The 16381-nt window shown below is 72.6% G+C and carries 11 protein-coding genes; 6 read left to right on the forward strand and 5 right to left on the reverse strand.

Annotation, left to right across the window (positions count from 1 at the left end):
• Positions 1 to 47: 47 nt before the first annotated feature.
• Together ASC77_RS14735 and ASC77_RS14740 are read left to right on the forward strand one after the other, a co-directional pair.
• A complete protein-coding gene (locus ASC77_RS14735) occupies positions 48 to 287 on the forward strand; it encodes a helix-turn-helix domain-containing protein (protein ID WP_056154413.1) in 240 nt (79 codons plus the stop codon).
• A 62-nt stretch (positions 288 to 349) separates the two neighbouring features.
• Entirely contained in the window at positions 350 to 1510 is a 1161-nt protein-coding gene (locus ASC77_RS14740; protein WP_056154416.1) for a tyrosine-type recombinase/integrase, read from the forward strand.
• A 27-nt stretch (positions 1511 to 1537) separates the two neighbouring features.
• Here the strand turns inward: ASC77_RS14740 and ASC77_RS14745 are convergent, their stop codons facing one another.
• Positions 1538 to 2455: a 1,4-dihydroxy-2-naphthoyl-CoA synthase gene (locus ASC77_RS14745; protein WP_056154421.1), complete on the reverse strand. Its 918-nt coding sequence runs from the start codon at positions 2453 to 2455 to the stop codon at positions 1538 to 1540.
• 70 nt (positions 2456 to 2525) lie between these two features.
• Between ASC77_RS14745 and ASC77_RS14750 the strand changes: the two genes are divergently transcribed.
• From ASC77_RS14750 to ASC77_RS14765, 4 genes are all read left to right on the forward strand, one after another.
• Complete coding sequence (locus tag ASC77_RS14750; RefSeq protein ID WP_056154422.1) at positions 2526 to 2969, forward strand: nitroreductase family deazaflavin-dependent oxidoreductase; 444 nt, start codon at positions 2526 to 2528, stop codon at positions 2967 to 2969.
• Between the two features lie 35 nt (positions 2970 to 3004).
• Entirely contained in the window at positions 3005 to 4498 is a 1494-nt protein-coding gene (locus ASC77_RS14755; protein ID WP_056154425.1) for an alpha/beta hydrolase, read from the forward strand.
• A gap of 56 nt (positions 4499 to 4554) precedes the next feature.
• Positions 4555 to 5877 carry an MFS transporter gene (locus tag ASC77_RS14760; RefSeq protein WP_235547694.1) on the forward strand — a complete coding sequence of 441 codons (1323 nt, stop codon included), beginning with the start codon at positions 4555 to 4557 and terminating at the stop codon, positions 5875 to 5877.
• A gap of 99 nt (positions 5878 to 5976) precedes the next feature.
• Positions 5977 to 7296 carry an endonuclease/exonuclease/phosphatase family protein gene (locus tag ASC77_RS14765; protein ID WP_056154429.1) on the forward strand — a complete coding sequence of 440 codons (1320 nt, stop codon included), beginning with the start codon at positions 5977 to 5979 and terminating at the stop codon, positions 7294 to 7296.
• A gap of 57 nt (positions 7297 to 7353) precedes the next feature.
• Here the strand turns inward: ASC77_RS14765 and ASC77_RS14770 are convergent, their stop codons facing one another.
• The 4 genes from ASC77_RS14770 to recC form a co-directional block, all read right to left on the reverse strand.
• A complete protein-coding gene (locus ASC77_RS14770) occupies positions 7354 to 7977 on the reverse strand; it encodes an ACT domain-containing protein (RefSeq protein WP_056154432.1) in 624 nt (207 codons plus the stop codon).
• A 66-nt stretch (positions 7978 to 8043) separates the two neighbouring features.
• Positions 8044 to 9801, reverse strand: coding sequence for an exodeoxyribonuclease V subunit alpha (gene recD, locus ASC77_RS14775; RefSeq protein WP_056154435.1), 1758 nt, complete (start codon positions 9799 to 9801; stop codon positions 8044 to 8046).
• Positions 9798 to 13103 (reverse strand): UvrD-helicase domain-containing protein, encoded by a 3306-nt coding sequence (locus ASC77_RS14780; RefSeq protein ID WP_235547696.1) that lies wholly within the window; start codon positions 13101 to 13103, stop codon positions 9798 to 9800. The genes recD and ASC77_RS14780 overlap by 4 nt, the downstream gene beginning before the upstream one ends.
• On the reverse strand, positions 13100 to 16354 hold the full coding sequence (gene recC / locus ASC77_RS14785; RefSeq protein WP_056154438.1) for an exodeoxyribonuclease V subunit gamma: 3255 nt from the start codon (positions 16352 to 16354) through the stop codon (positions 13100 to 13102). The genes ASC77_RS14780 and recC overlap by 4 nt, the downstream gene beginning before the upstream one ends.
• Positions 16355 to 16381: the final 27 nt, after the last annotated feature.

The following is a 16381-nucleotide window of genomic DNA, read 5'->3' on the forward strand; positions in this document are numbered from 1 at the left end:
GAGGTCGAGAACCGCTTGACCTCATCGACCAGCAAGGAGCACCACCCATGACCGCAGCACCCATCAACCCCGACGAGCACCCACGCCCGATCCGCAACCCCGGCGACGAGATGCTCACCCTCCAAGAAGCCTGCACCTTCCTCCGCGTCCCCGAAGGCACCCTGCGCTACTGGCGCCACCTCGGCTGCGGACCCCGCAGCTTCAAGATCGGCCGCCACGTCCGCTACTGGCGCACCGACCTCATCCTCTGGCTCACCGAACAGACCAACCGTCCCCAGGACCACTGATCGGACAAGGACGTCCGACAGGACAAGCGCATCATGAAGAGATCTCAGAAGGAGTGACTGCCATGGGCTGGGTCTGGAAGGAACGCCAATCCTGGCGCGGGTCGTACCGCGACGAAGGCGGCAAGCAGCACACGAAGTCGTTCAAGCGTCAGGTCGACGCCAAACGCTGGGTCGCGACCGAGGAGGCGAAGGTCGTTCGTGGCGACTGGATCAACCCGGCCGCCGGGAAGGTCACCTTTGCGGCCTTCTACGCCGGCTGGGCGCCGAGGCAGATCTGGCTCTCCTCGACCCGCGAGAACGCCGACCTGGCCACCGCGAGCGTGACGTTCGGTGACCTGCAGCTGCGATCGATCCGGCGCTCTCACATCGAGGCGTGGGTGAAGAACATGACCTCGCGGCTAGCGGCGAGCACGATCGACACCCGGTTCACGATCGTGCGTGGTGTCTTCCGCGCGGCGGTTGCGGATCGCCTCATCGCCAGCGACCCGACGGCCGGCGTCGTCCTGCCCCGCAAGCGCAAGGCAGAGGCCGCCATGCGCATCCCGACCCACGCGGACGTCGCCAAGCTGCTGAACGCGGCCGAGCCACCCCACCGGCCGAGGTCGCGCCCCGGATTCACTGCATACGTCGCCCTGTGCGCCTTCGCCGGGCTCCGTCGCGGTGAGGCGCTCGGAGTCCAGGTCGGCGACATCGACTTCCTCGGCCGCACGCTGCGAGTCACGCGTCAGCTACAGCGAGCGAAGGGGGCCGACATCGCCGCAGGCAACGATCTCGTCGACGCCGCTGGCGGGATCACCGTGGTGGTTCGTCCGCCGAAGTACGAGTCGGAGCGGACCATCTACCTGCCTGACGAACTAGTCGCGATCCTCTCCGAGCACGTCCGTCAGCACACTCCATCTGGAGCGTCTGACCGATGGCTGTTCGACGAACACGGCAAACCGTGGCACGACAACCTGGTCGACTACCGCTGGAGATCCACACGCGCCGACGGCGGGCTGTCGCACCGGCTGCACGACCTCCGGCACTACTTCGCCAGCGGACTGATCGCGGCCGGGTGCGACGTCGTCACCGTCCAGCGCGCGATGGGCCACTCCTCGGGCACGACGACACTGAGCACCTACGCCCACCTCTGGCCGACCGCCGAAGACAAGACCCGTGCCGCTGCATCGGAGATGGCGGCGGCGGTTCTTGCCACGCATCTGCCACGCACTGGGGCCCAATAGGCCTCTGACCTGCGGAAATAGCCCAGATCAGTAGTACCAGGGGTACGGCGACCAGTCGGGCTCGCGCTTCTCGAGGAACTGGTCCCGGCCCTCCTGGGCCTCGTCGGTCATGTAGGCCAGGCGGGTGGTCTCGCCGGCGAAGAGCTGCTGGCCGACCAGGCCGTCGTCGAGGAGGTTGAAGGAGTACTTCAGCATCCGCTGGGCCGTCGGGGACTTGCCGTTGATGAGGCGTCCCCACTCGAGGGCGGTCTTCTCGAGCTCGGCGTGCGGCACGGCCTTGTTGACGGTGCCCATCCGCATGCCGTCCTCGGCGGAGTACTCCTGGCCGAGGAAGAAGATCTCGCGCGCGTACTTCTGGCCCACCTGGCGGGCGAGGTACGCCGAGCCGAAGCCTCCATCGAAGGAGCCCACGTCCGCGTCGGTCTGCTTGAAGCGCGCCTCCTCGAGCGAGGCGATCGTCAGGTCGCAGACGACGTGCAGGCTGTGGCCGCCGCCGGCGGTCCAGCCGGGCACCACGCAGACGACGACCTTGGGCATGAAGCGGATCAGCCGCTGGACCTCGAGGATGTGCAGTCGCGCGAGCTTGGCCTTGTCGACGGTCTCGACCGTCTCCCCGTCGGCGTACTGGTAGCCGGCGCGGCCGCGGATCCGCTGGTCCCCGCCGGTGCAGAACGCCCACTTGCCGTTCTTGTCGCTGGGTCCGTTGCCGGTCAGCAGCACACACCCGACGTCGGAGCTGGTGCGCGCGTGCTCCATCACCCGCAGCAGCTCGTCGACGGTGTGCGGGCGGAACGCGTTGAGGATGTCGGGGCGGTCGAACGCCACCCGGACGGTGCCGTGCGCCTTCGCCCGGTGGTAGGTGAGGTCGGTCAGGTCCTCGAAACCGGGCACCACGTCCCAGTCGTCGGCGTCGAAGATCTCGGACACCCCGTCGATAGCGCTCATGGGGTCAGACGCTATCGCCGCCCCACGCTCCCCCTGGAATAGGGCGGCCGGGCGTGGTCTTGTGGGAGGCATGACTCTTGAAGGCGAGTACGAGCCCAGCCCCGAGAAGTGGGTCCGCGACCAGGTCGAGGAGTACGAAGCCTCGAACGGCGAGCGCGCCAACATCCTGATGGGCAAGCCGGAGTGGCCGATCGTGGTGATCACGTCCAAGGGCGCGAAGTCCGGCAAGCTGCGCAAGAACCCCGTGATGCGGGTCGAGAAGGACGGCGTGTACGCCGCGGTCGCGTCCAAGGGCGGCACGCCCGAGAACCCGACCTGGTACTACAACTTCGTCGAGCACCCCGAGGTCGATCTCCAGGACGGGCCGGAGCCGCACACCTACAAGGTCCGCATCGCCGAGGGCGAGGAGCGGGCCGAGTGGTGGGAGCGCGCGGTTGCGCAGTACGCGCCGTACGCCGAGTACCAGGAGAAGACCGACCGGGAGATCCCGGTCTTCCTTCTCGAGCGCGCCTGACGTCACCCGGCGGCATGGTCGGTCGTTGACCGGCCATGCGCCCGCTCGTCGCCGCCCTGTCCGCCGTCGTCCTCGCGGTCTCGGGGCTGGCGATCGGGCTGGCCCCGCCCGCCGCCTCGGCACCCGACCCGGTCGGCGACGCCCAGCACATGGCCGACGCCTACGGCCGGATCACCGGCCCCGGCGGCCAGCTGCGCAACCCGGCGTACCTGCCGGCGCTCGTCGCCGCCTCGACCCAGCGCACGATCGACCAGCTGCTCACCCAGGTGGCGTCCCCGACCCGGCTGGCGCTGACGGCCGGCAACCTGGTGCCCGGGTGGAACGTCGGCAACCCGCTGCGCGCGGGCTGGAACGGCACCCGCGGCCGGTCCCGGGAGGTCGCGTTCACCAACCGGTACGGCGCACTCCTGCGGGGCACCGTCTACCGGCCGTTGCGGGACGCGCGTGACCCCTACACCGGGCGCCGCCTGACCGGACCGTTCCCCGGCGTGGTCCTCACCGAGGGATCCGTGCAGGGGTCCGAGGGCATGTACGCGTGGCTCGCCCAGGACCTCGCCGAGCGCGGCTACGTCGTGCTGACGTACGACGTGCAGGGCCAGGGCACCAGCGAGACGCTCCCGCACCAGGAGTCGCCCCTCCACCAGGACACGCTGCCGTTCTGCGACCCGACCTCGCCGGCGGCCGACGGCGAGATGACCGGCTGCCCGGGCGTCCCCTTCCAGCAGCTGTCCAACTTCGTGGTGGGCACCGAGGACGCCCTCGACTTCTTCACCTCGACGCCGCGGCACCACTACCCCAACGCACCGATCGAGGGGGCGAGCACGTACTCGTCGTACAACCCCTACTGGCGCAGCTTCGACCGCTCGAAGGACCCGACCCCGACGGCGCCCGGACGCACCACACGGATCGCGATCATCGGCCACTCGATGGGAGCGGCCGCGGTCTCGAAGGTGCAGGGCACCGACCGCCGGGTCGCCACCGTGGTCGCGCTCGACAAGCTCGCGGGCCCCGCCTCGGACGGACCCCTCGACGGCAGCGGCAACAAGCCGGTGGTGCCGGCCCTCGCGGTGCAGTCGGAGTACGGCTTCACGGTCTCGCCCTGGTTCCTCTCCGGCGGCAGCTCGCTGATGCCGCAGCCGTCGCCCGACGGCCCGGACCCGCACCGCGAGCGGGCGACCGGCTTCGACGCGTGGCGCGCGGCCGGGGTCGACTCGATACTGGTCGTCCCGCACGCCTCCACGCACCTGGACTACACCGACATCCCGCTGGTACTGCCGGCGAGCCGCTACGGCCAGGACCTCACCAGCGTCTACGTGCAGCGCTGGCTGGCCCACTACCTCGGGGACGGCACGTCGAAGCCGCTGCTCGCCCGGTCCTTCCGCTACCTGGAGCCCGTCGGGGCCGGCACGTGGTCGCCCGTCTCCCTGCACCGCGACAACCTGCTGAGCTCGACGTACTGCTCGGCGTACTCCCTCACGACCGGCACCCGCCACCGGCAGAACGGCGACATCACCCACGCCGGCTGCTGAGCGCAGCGAGCCTCGAAACCACCCCACCGGCGCCCGCTTGCCCCCACAATGCGGCTGTGACCACCGACACGCCCCCGCCGGTTCCGGCACTGCGCCGCTCGGCGCTCGCCGAGCCCACCGAGAACCCGCCCGGGCGCTGGGTCGCGTTCGTGACCCTCGCCAGCATCGGGCTCTGGGCCGGGTTCTTCGGCCCGATCCAGGTGCTGCTCGCGCAGCAGGCCGAGGCGATCGACGCCGACGCCAAGAAGCAGATCCTCGCCATCGTCCTGGGGCTCGGTGCGGCGACGTCGGTGGTCTGCAACCCGGTCTTCGGGGCGTTCTCCGACCGCACCACGCTGCGCGTCGGCCGGCGACTGCCGTGGGTGGTCGGTGGCGCCCTCGGTGGCGCGGCCGCACTGCTGCTGCTGCTGTCGGTCGCCGACAGCGTCGTCGTCATGGCGCTCGGCTGGTGCGGCGTCCAGGCCGCCCTGAACGCGATGCTCGCCGCCGTGACCGCGACCATCCCCGACCAGGTGCCGGTGCACTCGCGCGGCAAGATCGGCGGCATCCTCGCGATCGCGCAGACCGTCGGCGTCATCGGCGGCACCGGCATCGCGTCGGTGACCGGCAGCATCGCGGCGGGGTACGTCGTGACGGCGGCCGTGCTGCTGGTGCTGACGATCCCCTACTGCCTGGACTCCCACGACATCGCGCTGGCACCCGACGAGCGGCCGGCGGCGTTCGACTGGGGCGCGTTCCTGCGCTCCTTCTGGGTCTCGCCGCGCGCCTACCCCGACTTCGCCTGGGCCTGGATCACGCGCTTCCTGGTCAACCTCTGCAACGCGCTCGGGCTGCTCTACCTCTTCTACTACATGCAGGACGTGCTCGGCTTCACCAAGCACCAGGCCGAGGACCGGGTGTTCCTCCTGACGGCCATCTACGGCGTCGTCGTGATGGCGACGGCGGTCGCGTTCGGCGTCTGGAGCGACCGCAGCGGCAAGCGCAAGGTCTTCGTGATCTGGTCCGGCGTCGTGATGGGCATCGCGACGCTGCTGCTCGCGATCGCGCAGTCGTGGCCGGCAGCGGTGGTCGCGGCGGCCCTGATGGGGATCGGGTACGGCATCTACGTCTCGGTCGACTTCGCGCTGATCACCCAGGTCCTCCCGGGCGCCGAGGACCGCGGCAAGGACCTCGGCGTCATCAACATCGCCAACGCGCTCCCGCAGGTGTTCGCACCCGGCATCGCGGCCGTGATCCTGCTCGTGGTCGAGGGCCTGGGCGGGGTCACCGAGACCGACGGCGACGGCTTCTCGACGGGCTACTGCGTGCTCTACCTGAGCGCGTTCGCGGTCGCGATCCTCGGCTCGGTCTTCGTCACGCGCATCAAGTCCGTGCCGTGACCGCGATGGGCCGAGGTGCTCCGTTCTTTGAACTTTCGGCCGATCTGCTGCCTACACTCGATCCTCGTACCACATGCTCCCTCTACCTCTGGAAGTGACATGCGCACACGGCTCATCGTCGCGGGGCTCGCCTCTGCCCTGATCAGCAGCTCGCTCCTCCTCGGCGCCACCGCCCCCGCCCAGGCGGGCGACCTCCACGTGAAGCTCACCAACAACGGTGACGGCACGATCCACGTGGACTGGGACCCCGCCGTCGGAGTCGGCTCCACCTACAAGGTGCAGATCGCGACCGACCGAGGGTCGAAGACCCACGTGCAGACGTTCGACGTGCCGGGCAACGGCGCGCAGACCGAGCTCGACGTGCCGCACGCCGACCTCGTCACCCCCGCCTCGGGCGACTACACCTTCGTGACGGTGCTGATCGACCGGCACGGCAACGGGAAGAACAGCGGTACGCCGACGACGTGGATCAAGCCCACACCCGTCGTCCCGCCGGCCACCGGCAGCACCATCAAGATGGCGACGTTCAACACGCGCATCTGGCGTGCGGCCGACCGCAAGGACAAGAAGACCCTGATCTCGTGGAACGTGCGGCGCAAGAAGATCGTCGCGACGATCAAGGCCACCGCCCCCGGCGTCGTCCTCCTGCAGGAGTCCTCCGGCGCCGCGAAGCTCCGGGTCGCCGGCAAGCTCTGGCAGTTCCAGGACATCGCCAACCGCCTGCCGAAGAAGTACAAGCTCTCGGTCCAGGGTCTCTACACCAACGCCCGCGGCCTCGCCATCGGCAGCCAGGGCTCGCGCATCATCGTCGACACGTCGCGCTACTCGGTCGTGAAGACCGGCTACGTCCAGCCGCCGGCGTTCTCGCCGACGCAGACCCGCTTCATGCCCTGGGCGCTGCTGCGCGTCAGGGCGACCGGCGAGGAGTTCTACGTCGCGTCGGCGCACCTGCAGTCCGGAGCGGACAAGCCCGGCCAGACCCGGCTCTACGACATGCGCCAGAAGCAGACCGACTACATCAACGCGCAGCTCGCCCTGCTGGCAGCCTCGGGCCGAGGTGTCTACCTGGGCGGCGACTTCAACTCGACCAGCAACACCAAACCCGACAACAACGTGCACCGGACGCTGGTCGCGGACGGCTGGTACGACGGGTTCGCGACGACGACGGTCTCCGGTGCCGCCTACCCGACCACGAACGACTTCGACTTCCCGGTCAAGCCCGGCCCGTTCCGTCGTGACTACCTGATGAGCCTCGGCGCTCCGCAGGGGTCGTACGGGTACACGAACCACTTCTACAACTCGGGCACGAAGTTCGCCTCCGACCACTTCATGCAGTCGGCGACCTTCCCGATCGGGGCCGGCCCGTACCTCACCGCCGCGCAGATCGGCCGGTCGAAGTACAAGCCCTACCACCGCTGATCCGACCACGCAGACGCCCCGCTCGAGATCCTCGGGCGGGGCGTCTCGCACGTGGCGTCAGTGCGCGGGCGCCTTCGCGCTGCGGGTGATCGACATCGCGAGGCCGACCAGGTGGCCGAGCCGGGCGATCTCGGAGTCGAGGAAGTCCGGGCCGCCGCGGCGGCCGATGACCACGACCTCGGTCTTGTTGAGCCGGGCCGCGCAGGCGACGGTGTTCTCGTCGTCGGTGTCGATCAGCTCGGCCCGCTCGATGGGCAGCCAGGTGAGGTCGGACGGCGCCGCCTCGGTCGTGTAGACGATCCCGTCGGCCTTGCTCACCCGCACGGCCCAGTCCGCCCGGAAGGTCACCGGCAGCAGGTCGATCAGGCGGTCCAGCGCGCCCTCGGGGTCGGCGGTCAGCTCCTCGACCGCCTCGAGGTCGAGGAAGAGGTTGCCGCCGGCGGCGTACCGGCTGATCCAGACGACGACCACGCCGTCGAGGCCGTTGACGGCGGAGACGACGGAGTCGGGCATGGTGCCGGGCGCGATCTCGAGGAGCACGTCGTCGACGGCCGTGCCGTCGTGGCGCTTCTCGACGATCTCGATCGCCTCGATGTCGCCGCCGGCCTCACCGATGGCGCCCGCGAGCCGACCCAGGGATCCCGGGACGTCGGGCAGCTCCACGCGCAGCAGGAAGGGCATCTCAGACTCCAATCTGACTCGACCCTAGCCCGATCAGATTGCGGCGGCGTTTCCCTGTATCAGCAGTCAGTCGCCGGCCAGGCGGAGCCGCAGCCCGGTGGCACGCTGCGCCCGGGTCTCGACGGCGGCGCGGACGGCGGCCTCGGTGCCGACCACGCGCACGTGGGTGCGGGCCCGGGTGACCGCCGTGTAGAAGAGCTCGCGGGTCAGCAGTCGCGACCCCTCGTCGGGCAGCAGCACCGTCACCCGGTCGGCCTGGCTGCCCTGGCTCTTGTGGATCGTCATGGCGTGCATGGTCTCGACGGCGTCGAGGCGGCCGGGGGCGAACTGCTTGAGCCGCTCCGACCCCGCGACGAACGCGCGGCTGCGCCCGTCCTGGCGCACCACCACCCCGGTCTCGCCGTTGTAGACGTCGAGCGCGTAGTCGTTGCTGGTCACGAGCAGCGGCCGGCCGACGTACCACTCCCCCCAGATCTCGATCTCCGGGTCCTCGGCCAGCCACCGCTCGACCAGGTGGTTCCAGCGGCGTACGCCGTAGGGCCCCTCGCGGTGCGCGCAGAGCAGCCGGTAGCGGTCGAGCTCGGCCAGCGCGCGGGCCGGGTCCTCCTGCGTCGCGGCCGCCCACACCGCCCGGCCGGCCGCGACCGAGTCCGGGCGCAGCGCCGCCTCGATCGCGGCCTCGTCGTCGGCCTCGACGAAGGAGACCTGCTCGGACGGCGCCCGCAGCACCCGGAGCACCTCGTCGGCGTCGCCCTCGCGGAGCGCGGCGGCGAGCGCCTTGATGTCCTCCTCGGAGCGGAAGTTCTCGGTCAGCGCGGAGACCGGCGAGTCGGCACGCGCCTCGTAGCCGGCGACCAGGTCGCTGAGCACGGCACCCGCGCCGACCGACGTGAGCTGTCGCGGGTCGCCGACCAGCACGAGCCGGCAGTCGGGTCGCAGTGCCTCGAGCAGCCGCCCCATCATGGTGAGCTCGACCATCGACGACTCGTCGACCACGACGACGTCGTACTTGAGCCGGTTGCCGCGGTCGTGCCGGAAGCGCGTCGCGTTGTCGGGCCTCCAGCCGAGGAGGCGGTGCAGCGTCAGGCCCTCCAGCCGGCCGACGAGATCGGGCGCCTCGGGCCAGGTCCGGGCGACGTCGGCCAGCTCGGTGGCGACGGCCTCCTGGAGACGGGTCGCGGCCTTGCCGGTCGGTGCTGCCAGCGCGATCGCGAGCCCGCCGCCGGCCTGGTCGGCCAGGAGCGCGAGCAGGCGGGCGACCGTGGTGGTCTTCCCGGTGCCGGGCCCGCCGGTCAGGATCGTCGTACGCCGGCGCACGGCCGCCGCGACCGCCGCCTCCTGCTCGTCGCTGAAGTGACCGGCGCGGACCTTCGCCAGCGCCGCGTCGAGCCGGGCCTCGTCGACGGGCGGCGGCGCCTGCGCGAGCCGGAGCGCCAGGTCGTCGTGCACCTGGGTCTCCAGCCGGTGGTAGCGGTCGAGGTAGAGCAGCCCGAGCTCCCAGCGGACGACCCCGGCGGCCAGCAGCGGCGAGGCCTCGATCGCGGTCGTCCACTCTGCCGGCGCCGGCCAGGCCAGGTCGGGCGCGGTCTCGGGCACCGTCGCGAGGTCGAGGCAGACCGAGCCACGGCGTACGGCGCGCACCGCCAGGGCGACGGCCAGCAGCACCCGCTCGTCCTCCTCGCCGCCGAGCGCGCCGATCCGGGTGGCGACGTGCAGGTCGGAGGCGGTCAGCACCCCGGCCTCGTTGAAGGCGGCCAGCAGGCCAACTGCGCCGGTCGCGATCCGCCAGTCCTGCTCGCCGGTCGGCTCCCAGAGCTCGGTCACGTCGCACCGTCCAGGAGGTCGGAGAGCTCCTCGACGAGGGCGACGGGAGGCTGCCAGGCGAAGACCCCGCACGGGGCGCCGTCGACCAGCGGGGTGTCGGGTCCGCACATGCCGCGCAGGTAGAGGTAGAGCACGCCGCCGAGGTGGACGGCCGGGTCGTAGCCGGGCTGGCGCCAGCGGAGGAAGCGGTGCAGGACAGCGGCGTACAGCAGCGCCTGGAGCGGGTAGTCGGAGTGACCCATCGCGGCGTCGAGCGCCTCGGGTCGGTAGCTGTGGGCGGTCAGCGGCTCGTCCATCGGGCCGAGCCAGTTCGTCTTGTAGTCGACGACGAGGTAGCGCGGTCCGGCCTCGGTGCGCAGCCGGAGCACCACGTCGACCGACCCCGTGAGGTAGCCGCGCAGGGTCTGCTCGCCGAGCGGTCCGGCGAGGGAGTCGGCGTACGCGCGGACCGGGTCGCCGGGCGGCAGGTGCCGCTCGAGCAGCGGCCCGATCGCGCCGAGGACGGTGTCGCCGGCCGGCCCGCCGAGCGGCAGCTCGAAGTCCATCTCGCGCAGCCGGTCGGTGAGCGGCAGCTGCCGCAGGGTGGTGCCGGCGAGCGGGCCGAGCGGCGAGTCGCAGACCGCCACGAGGGCGTCCGCCAGCTCCTCGCGGTCGAGGTCGACGGGCCACCAGCCGAGCTGCTCGTCGATGTGGCCGAGCAGCTCCGCGCGCAGGTCGGGCGCGTCCGGGTCGGTGTGCTCGAGCACGGCGTGCACCAGTGACCCGAACGTCGCACCGACGGGCAGGCCGGCCATCGGCGACGGCACGTCGTCGGGCAGCGGCTCCGCCACGACGTCCTCGACCGGATCCACGGGCTCGTCGTCCTTGGCGCCGTACTCGGGCTCGCTGGCGACGGCCCCGGTCGTGCCGGCGACCGGCTCGACCTTGCTCAGCGAGGAGTACGACGCACGCCGCCACTCGGTGTCGACGGCCCGGGTGAACGTGCGCGCGACGAGGGTGGGCGGGTCGGGCACCGGCGGGTCGGCGCCGGGGTCGGCGTGCACCGCGGGCTCCGGGGACGGGCCGCCCCGGTCGCGCCACGCGGCGAACATCGTCACGACGGCGTCGTCGTCGGGGACCGCGGGCGACTCCGGCACGACGGCGGAGTCCGGGTCGCGCATCAGCATCCGGTGCAGCGGCGAGGCGACGGCGTTCTTGGTCGGCGCCCACCAGCAGACGACCTGCGACTTGGCGCGGGTGATCGCGACGTACAGCAGGCGCAGCCACTCCCCGGCCTCCTCGTCGGCCCAGCGCCGGCAGTCGTCGGCCCAGTGCGCGCCGCCGCCACCGACGTTGAGGCAGCGGGTGCCCGCGTCGTCGTGGAAGAGCGGGCGCGTGGGCTTCGGGACGAAGCGGTCGGCGACCGCGGGGAGGTAGACGACGGGGTACTCGAGCCCCTTGCTCGCGTGGATCGTCACCAGCTGCACGGCGGCCGCGTCGGAGTCGAGGCGGCGGGTGCGCTCGACGCCGCGGCCGGCGCGGCCCTCCGCGACCTGCGCGCGCAGCCAGGTCAGCAGGGACACGGGGCCGTGGCGCTCGCTGAGCATCACCTCGTGCAGCGCTTCGCCGATGTGGCGCAGGTCGGTGAGCCGGCGGTCGCCGCCCACCTCGGCCAGCACCCGCTCAGGCAGACCGGCCACGTTGGCCGCCTCGAGCACCGCGGCGACACCGCGCGTCGTGAACAGCTCGACCCAGGCGCGCAATGTCTCGGCGACGTCGTCGGTGAGGTCGTCGCCGCCCGCGTCGAGCTCCTCGGCCGTGTGCCCGAGGAAGCAGGTCAGCGCGGCGGCGCGCACCCGGGCACTGCGGTGCGGCTGCTCCAGCGCCTCGAGGAGGGTCAGCCACTCCACGGCGGCCGGGGTCGCGAACACGCTGCCGCCGCCGGCGATCACGGCGGGCACGCCGACCGCCAGCAGCGCCTCGCGTACGGCGGCCAGGTCGGCGTGCCGGTAGGAGATGACCGCCACGTCGCGCGGCCGGACCGGGCGACCTTCGAAGGTCGCGCCCGAGGCGAGCAGCCGGCGTACGTCGAGGGCGAGGTCGCGCGCGACGTGCGGACGGACCAGACCGACGGCGAGGGACGCGTTGCCGCGCCGGCCGAGCTCCTCGCGGCGTACGACGCGGACCCGGAACGGCGACGGCGCGGGCGCCCCGACGAGGCGGCTCTCGTCGTGGTGCGCCTCGACGTCGCGGACCACGATCCGGTCGTCGCCGAGCGCCGCACCGGCGAGCAGCCGCTGGAACGAGTCGAGCAGCGGCCGGTCGCTGCGCCAGTTGACCGACAGCGTCTGCTTGACCTGGGCGGTGTCCGCCGCCTGGAGGTACGTCGTGACGTCGCCGCCGCGGAATGCGTAGATCGCCTGCTTGGGGTCGCCGATCAGCACCATCGTCGCGTGCCCGGTGAACGCCCGGTCGAGGACCTGCCACTGCACCGGGTCGGTGTCCTGGAACTCGTCGACGAGCACGATGCTCCACCGCTGCCGCATCCGCTGCGCGGCCGGGCCGTCCGCGTCGACGAGGGCGTCGGCGAGCTGGGTGAGCAGGTCGTCGTAGGACAAGATGCCGAGGCGGCGCTTGCGCCGGTCGAGCTCCTCGCGGACGGTGCGGGCGAAGCTGACCCGACGGCCGACCGGCGTCGAGCGGTCCTCGTCGGCGGGCTGGAGGGTGGCCTGCGGGTCGCCGACCGCCGCCCGCGCGATGGCGAGCGCCTCCGCGTGGGTGAAGACCGGTGGCTCGGCGTCGAACGCGAAGGCGCGGAGGTAGAGGTCGTCGACCGTCTCCTTCACCAGGTCGTCGAGGTCCTCGACGAGCCGCGCGCGGGAGTCTGAGTCGCCGGCGACCCCGAGCGAGTCCAGCACCATCGAGCAGAACTGGTGGGTGGTGGCGATGGTGGCCGCGTCGAAGCCGGCCAGCGCCTCGGCGACGCGACGGTGCCCGAGTCGCCGCTGCTCGGGGTCCCACCCGCGCAGCAGGGTGACGAGGTCGGAGTCCGGTGCGGCACCCACGACCGCGACCGGGTCGTCGCTCAGCACCCGCTCGGCCTCGACCAGCTGTGCCCGGACCCGCTCGCGGAGCTCCTGGCTCGCGGCCCGGCCGAAGGTGACGACCAGCATCTGCTCGAGCCGGGCGACGCCCTCGGCGACGTACCGGGTCACGAGCGCGCCGATCGTCCAGGTCTTGCCGGTGCCGGCGCTCGCCTCGAGGAGGACGGTGCCGGTGGGCAGGTCGTCGGTGATCGAGAACGGGCGCATCGGGGTGGTCACAGCGGACCCACCCTCTCGGCACCCGTCAGCAGCGGCTCCCAGATCCGCCAGGCGTACTCGCCCAGGCCCGCGTCGAGCAGCACCTCGACCGGGGCGCCCGGCCCGTAGACCCGGCGGTGGTAGGGATTGGCGTCCTCCCCCTCGATGCCGAACTGGTTGTGGGGATCCGTCTCCCACTCGCGGCGCGCGGCCTCGACCGGTGGGACGTCCTGCCCCATCAGCTCGCGTGCGTGTGCCTCGGCCCAGGCGGCTCCGGTCTTCACCGGCACCGGCAGGGGTGCGCACAGCCCGCGGTCGCGGAGGTCGAGCAGGTCACGCAGCCAGTCGACGGCTCGGTGGTCGAGCGGGCCCGCCAGGGCGCGCTTCGGGCCGGCGCGCTCGCGCCCGATCGCGTGGGAGGTCCAGTGCTGGTCGGGGTGGGAGGCGCTCAGCGCCAGCAGGTCGACCCACGCCTCGAGCCGCTGCCGCGCGCCGAGGCGCGAGTAGCCGAGCGAGACGACGCGGGTGCCGTAGACGCCGGGCACGGTGCCGGTCAGGCGCCGGCCGTCACCGAGGTCGACGTCCACGTCGACGGAGCGCCGCTCCCCCTCGCGTACGACGGCGGCACTGGCCCACAGCTTCTGGCACTCGCGCACCACCTCGTCGAGGGCAGCCGTGCCGAGGCCGCCCGGCGGGAGCGTCCCGCGCAGCTGCTCGGCGGTCATCACCGCGACCGGGTCCTGGCCGGCCAGCAGCTCGCGCAGCAGGTGGTCGCCGATCTGCCACTTCTCGAGGCTGTCGAGGCTGACCGGGATCGCGTCGGCGAGGTCGTCGGGGGCGAACGGCGTGGCCACGTCGAGCCGCTCGCGCAGGAACGCGCGCACCGGCTGGGCGAGGAACGTCTTGAGGTCCTGCAGGGAGACGTCCTCGCGGGCACGCGGCGGCAGCGGTCCGTCGAGCAGCGGCGGCGGCTCGTGCCGCACGCTCCACGCCGACCGCGCGCCGGCGAGCGACGCGGTGTCGAAGCTGAAGGGCCGCCGCGGCTCGAAGTTGCGCGCGTCGTAGGGCTGCAGCGGGTGCCGCGTCTCGATCCGCTCGCGCACCGGCTCGGCCGTCGTGCGGTCAGCGGCGTCGAGGATCTCGCCGAGGGGTACGGCGGGGGGCCGCTTCGCCCCCGACTGCTCGTTGGCGCCGGTGTAGGTGATGACGAGGTGCTCGCTCGCGGCCAGCACGGCGTCGAGCAGGAGCTGGCGGTCCTCGCTGCGCAGGTCGCGCTCACCGGTGCGCGGACGCCGGCCGAGCACGTCGTCGCCGTCGACCGACCCGGCCCGCGGGAAGACGCCGTCGTCGAGGCCGACCAGGCAGACCACGCGGTGCGGCACCGACCGCATCGGCACCATCGTGCAGACGGTGAGCGTGCCGGTGCGGAAGTTGGCCCGGGTCGGACGGCCCGCCAGCCGGGACTGCAGCAGCGCGCGCATGTCGGGCAGCCGCAGCTCGAGCTCGCCCTCGTGGGAGGAGACCGCCGCCCGAGCCAGCTCGCGCTCGAACTGCGGCAGCTGCCAGGCGTCGTCCGCCGACACATCGGTCAGGGCGCGTACGCCGTCGCGCAGCCGTTCGGTCCACTCCGCGACCGTGCGGGCCTCGCCGAGCCCGGTCAGGCACGCGTCGAGCCGGGCGACCAGCTCGGCGAGCCGGCCGGCGAGGTCGATCTCGTTGCTGCCGACGTCGTCGAGCGGCAGCCCGCGGCCGAGATGACGGTGGTCGTCGCCACTCATCGCGACGCCGAGCAGGATCCGGTCGAGGCCCATCCGCCAGGTGTTGTGAGGGAATCGCTCCATCGCGAACGCCCCGCGGGACTCGGCGTCGAGGCCCCAGCGGACCCCGGCGCGCGCCACCCAGCGCGCGGCGCGATCGAGGTCGTCGTCGGTGAACCCGAACCTGCGCCGGCAGGGCTCGCTCGCCGCCAGGTCGAGCACGTCGGCCGCCGTCACCCGGCCACCGGACAGCTCGAGCAGCGTGCCGGCCACCGCGAGCAGCGGGTTGGTGCTGGTGAGCGCCCGGTCGGCGAGCTTGACCCGGAGCTCGTGGGCCGGGTGGCCGCCGGTCGCGAGCCCGAACCCGGCCGAGACCAGCGGCGCGTAGGTCTCCACGTCCGGGCACATCACGAGGATGTCGCGCGGCTCGAGCGTCGGGTCGTCCTCGAGCATCCCGACCAGCACCTCGCGCAGCACGTCGACCTGGCGCGCGGGGCCGTGGCAGGCATGCACCTGCAGGCTGCGGTCGGCGGCGTCGAGGTGCCGACCCGCGCGCTCGTCGTACGACGGGGCGTGGTTGGCGCGCAGGTCGCGCTGGAGCCAGCCGAGCAGGGTGTCCGGGGTGTCGGCCGTGGCGGCGACGACGTCGGCCTCGATCCCGCCGAGCGTGCGCCGCAGCTCGCGCGCGTCGCGGCCGAGGGAGGCCAGCAGCGGGTGGCCGACCCGTTCGACGGAGGTGTCCTCGTCGCGCGGCACGACGCCGCCGAGCCCGACGAGGTCGTCCCAGAGGGCGGGCGACGGCTGGGGCAGGAAGAGGTGGACGTCGCGGTGCTCGCCGAGCGCCTCGAGCAGCTCCAGCTCCGTGACCGGGATGCGCGTGTGACCGAAGAGCGAGAGCCGCGCGGGCAGCGGCAGTCCGTCGCCCCCGGACCGCAGTGCGGCGACCGTCTCGGCGTGACGCACGTCGGGCGGTGGCGCCGCGACCCGGGGCAGCAGCCGCCGCCACAGCTCGGCCTGCCAGAGCAGGTCGTCGGCGAGGTCGCCGTCGTCGCCCTCGCGCCAGCCGGTCACGAGGCTGGGTCGCTGCACGGCGTACGACGCGAAGAGGTGCGCCAGCCGGATCGCGACCGAGTAGCGACGGTTGCGGCGCATCTCGCCCTCGAGGTGCGCGGTCAACGCCTCGAAGCCCGGCTGGTCGAGACAGTCGTCGATGGTCGCGAGCAGCGGCCAGACCAGGCGCTCGGGGTCCCACGGGTCGTCGCGCTCGCGGCCGAGCAGCAGGCTCACGAGGCTCCGCGGGTTGAGGAAGCGGACGCCCGCGCACACCCCGTCGCCGCCGCGCGGGCCGGTGCCGAGCCGGTGGCTCAGCCGCTGGGTCAGCCAGCGCTCCACGCCCTTGGCCGGCACCACCACGACCTCCTCGGCGAACGGGTCGTCGAGGGGCGACGCGAGCAGCTCGCCGAGGGCGTCGGCGAGCTGGTCGGTGCGCGGTGCGCGGTGCAGGTGGAGCGCCACGGCCGCACCCTACGGGGCGCGGCCGAC

It is taken from the genome of Nocardioides sp. Root1257 (assembly GCF_001425175.1).
Taxonomy (GTDB): domain Bacteria; phylum Actinomycetota; class Actinomycetes; order Propionibacteriales; family Nocardioidaceae; genus Nocardioides.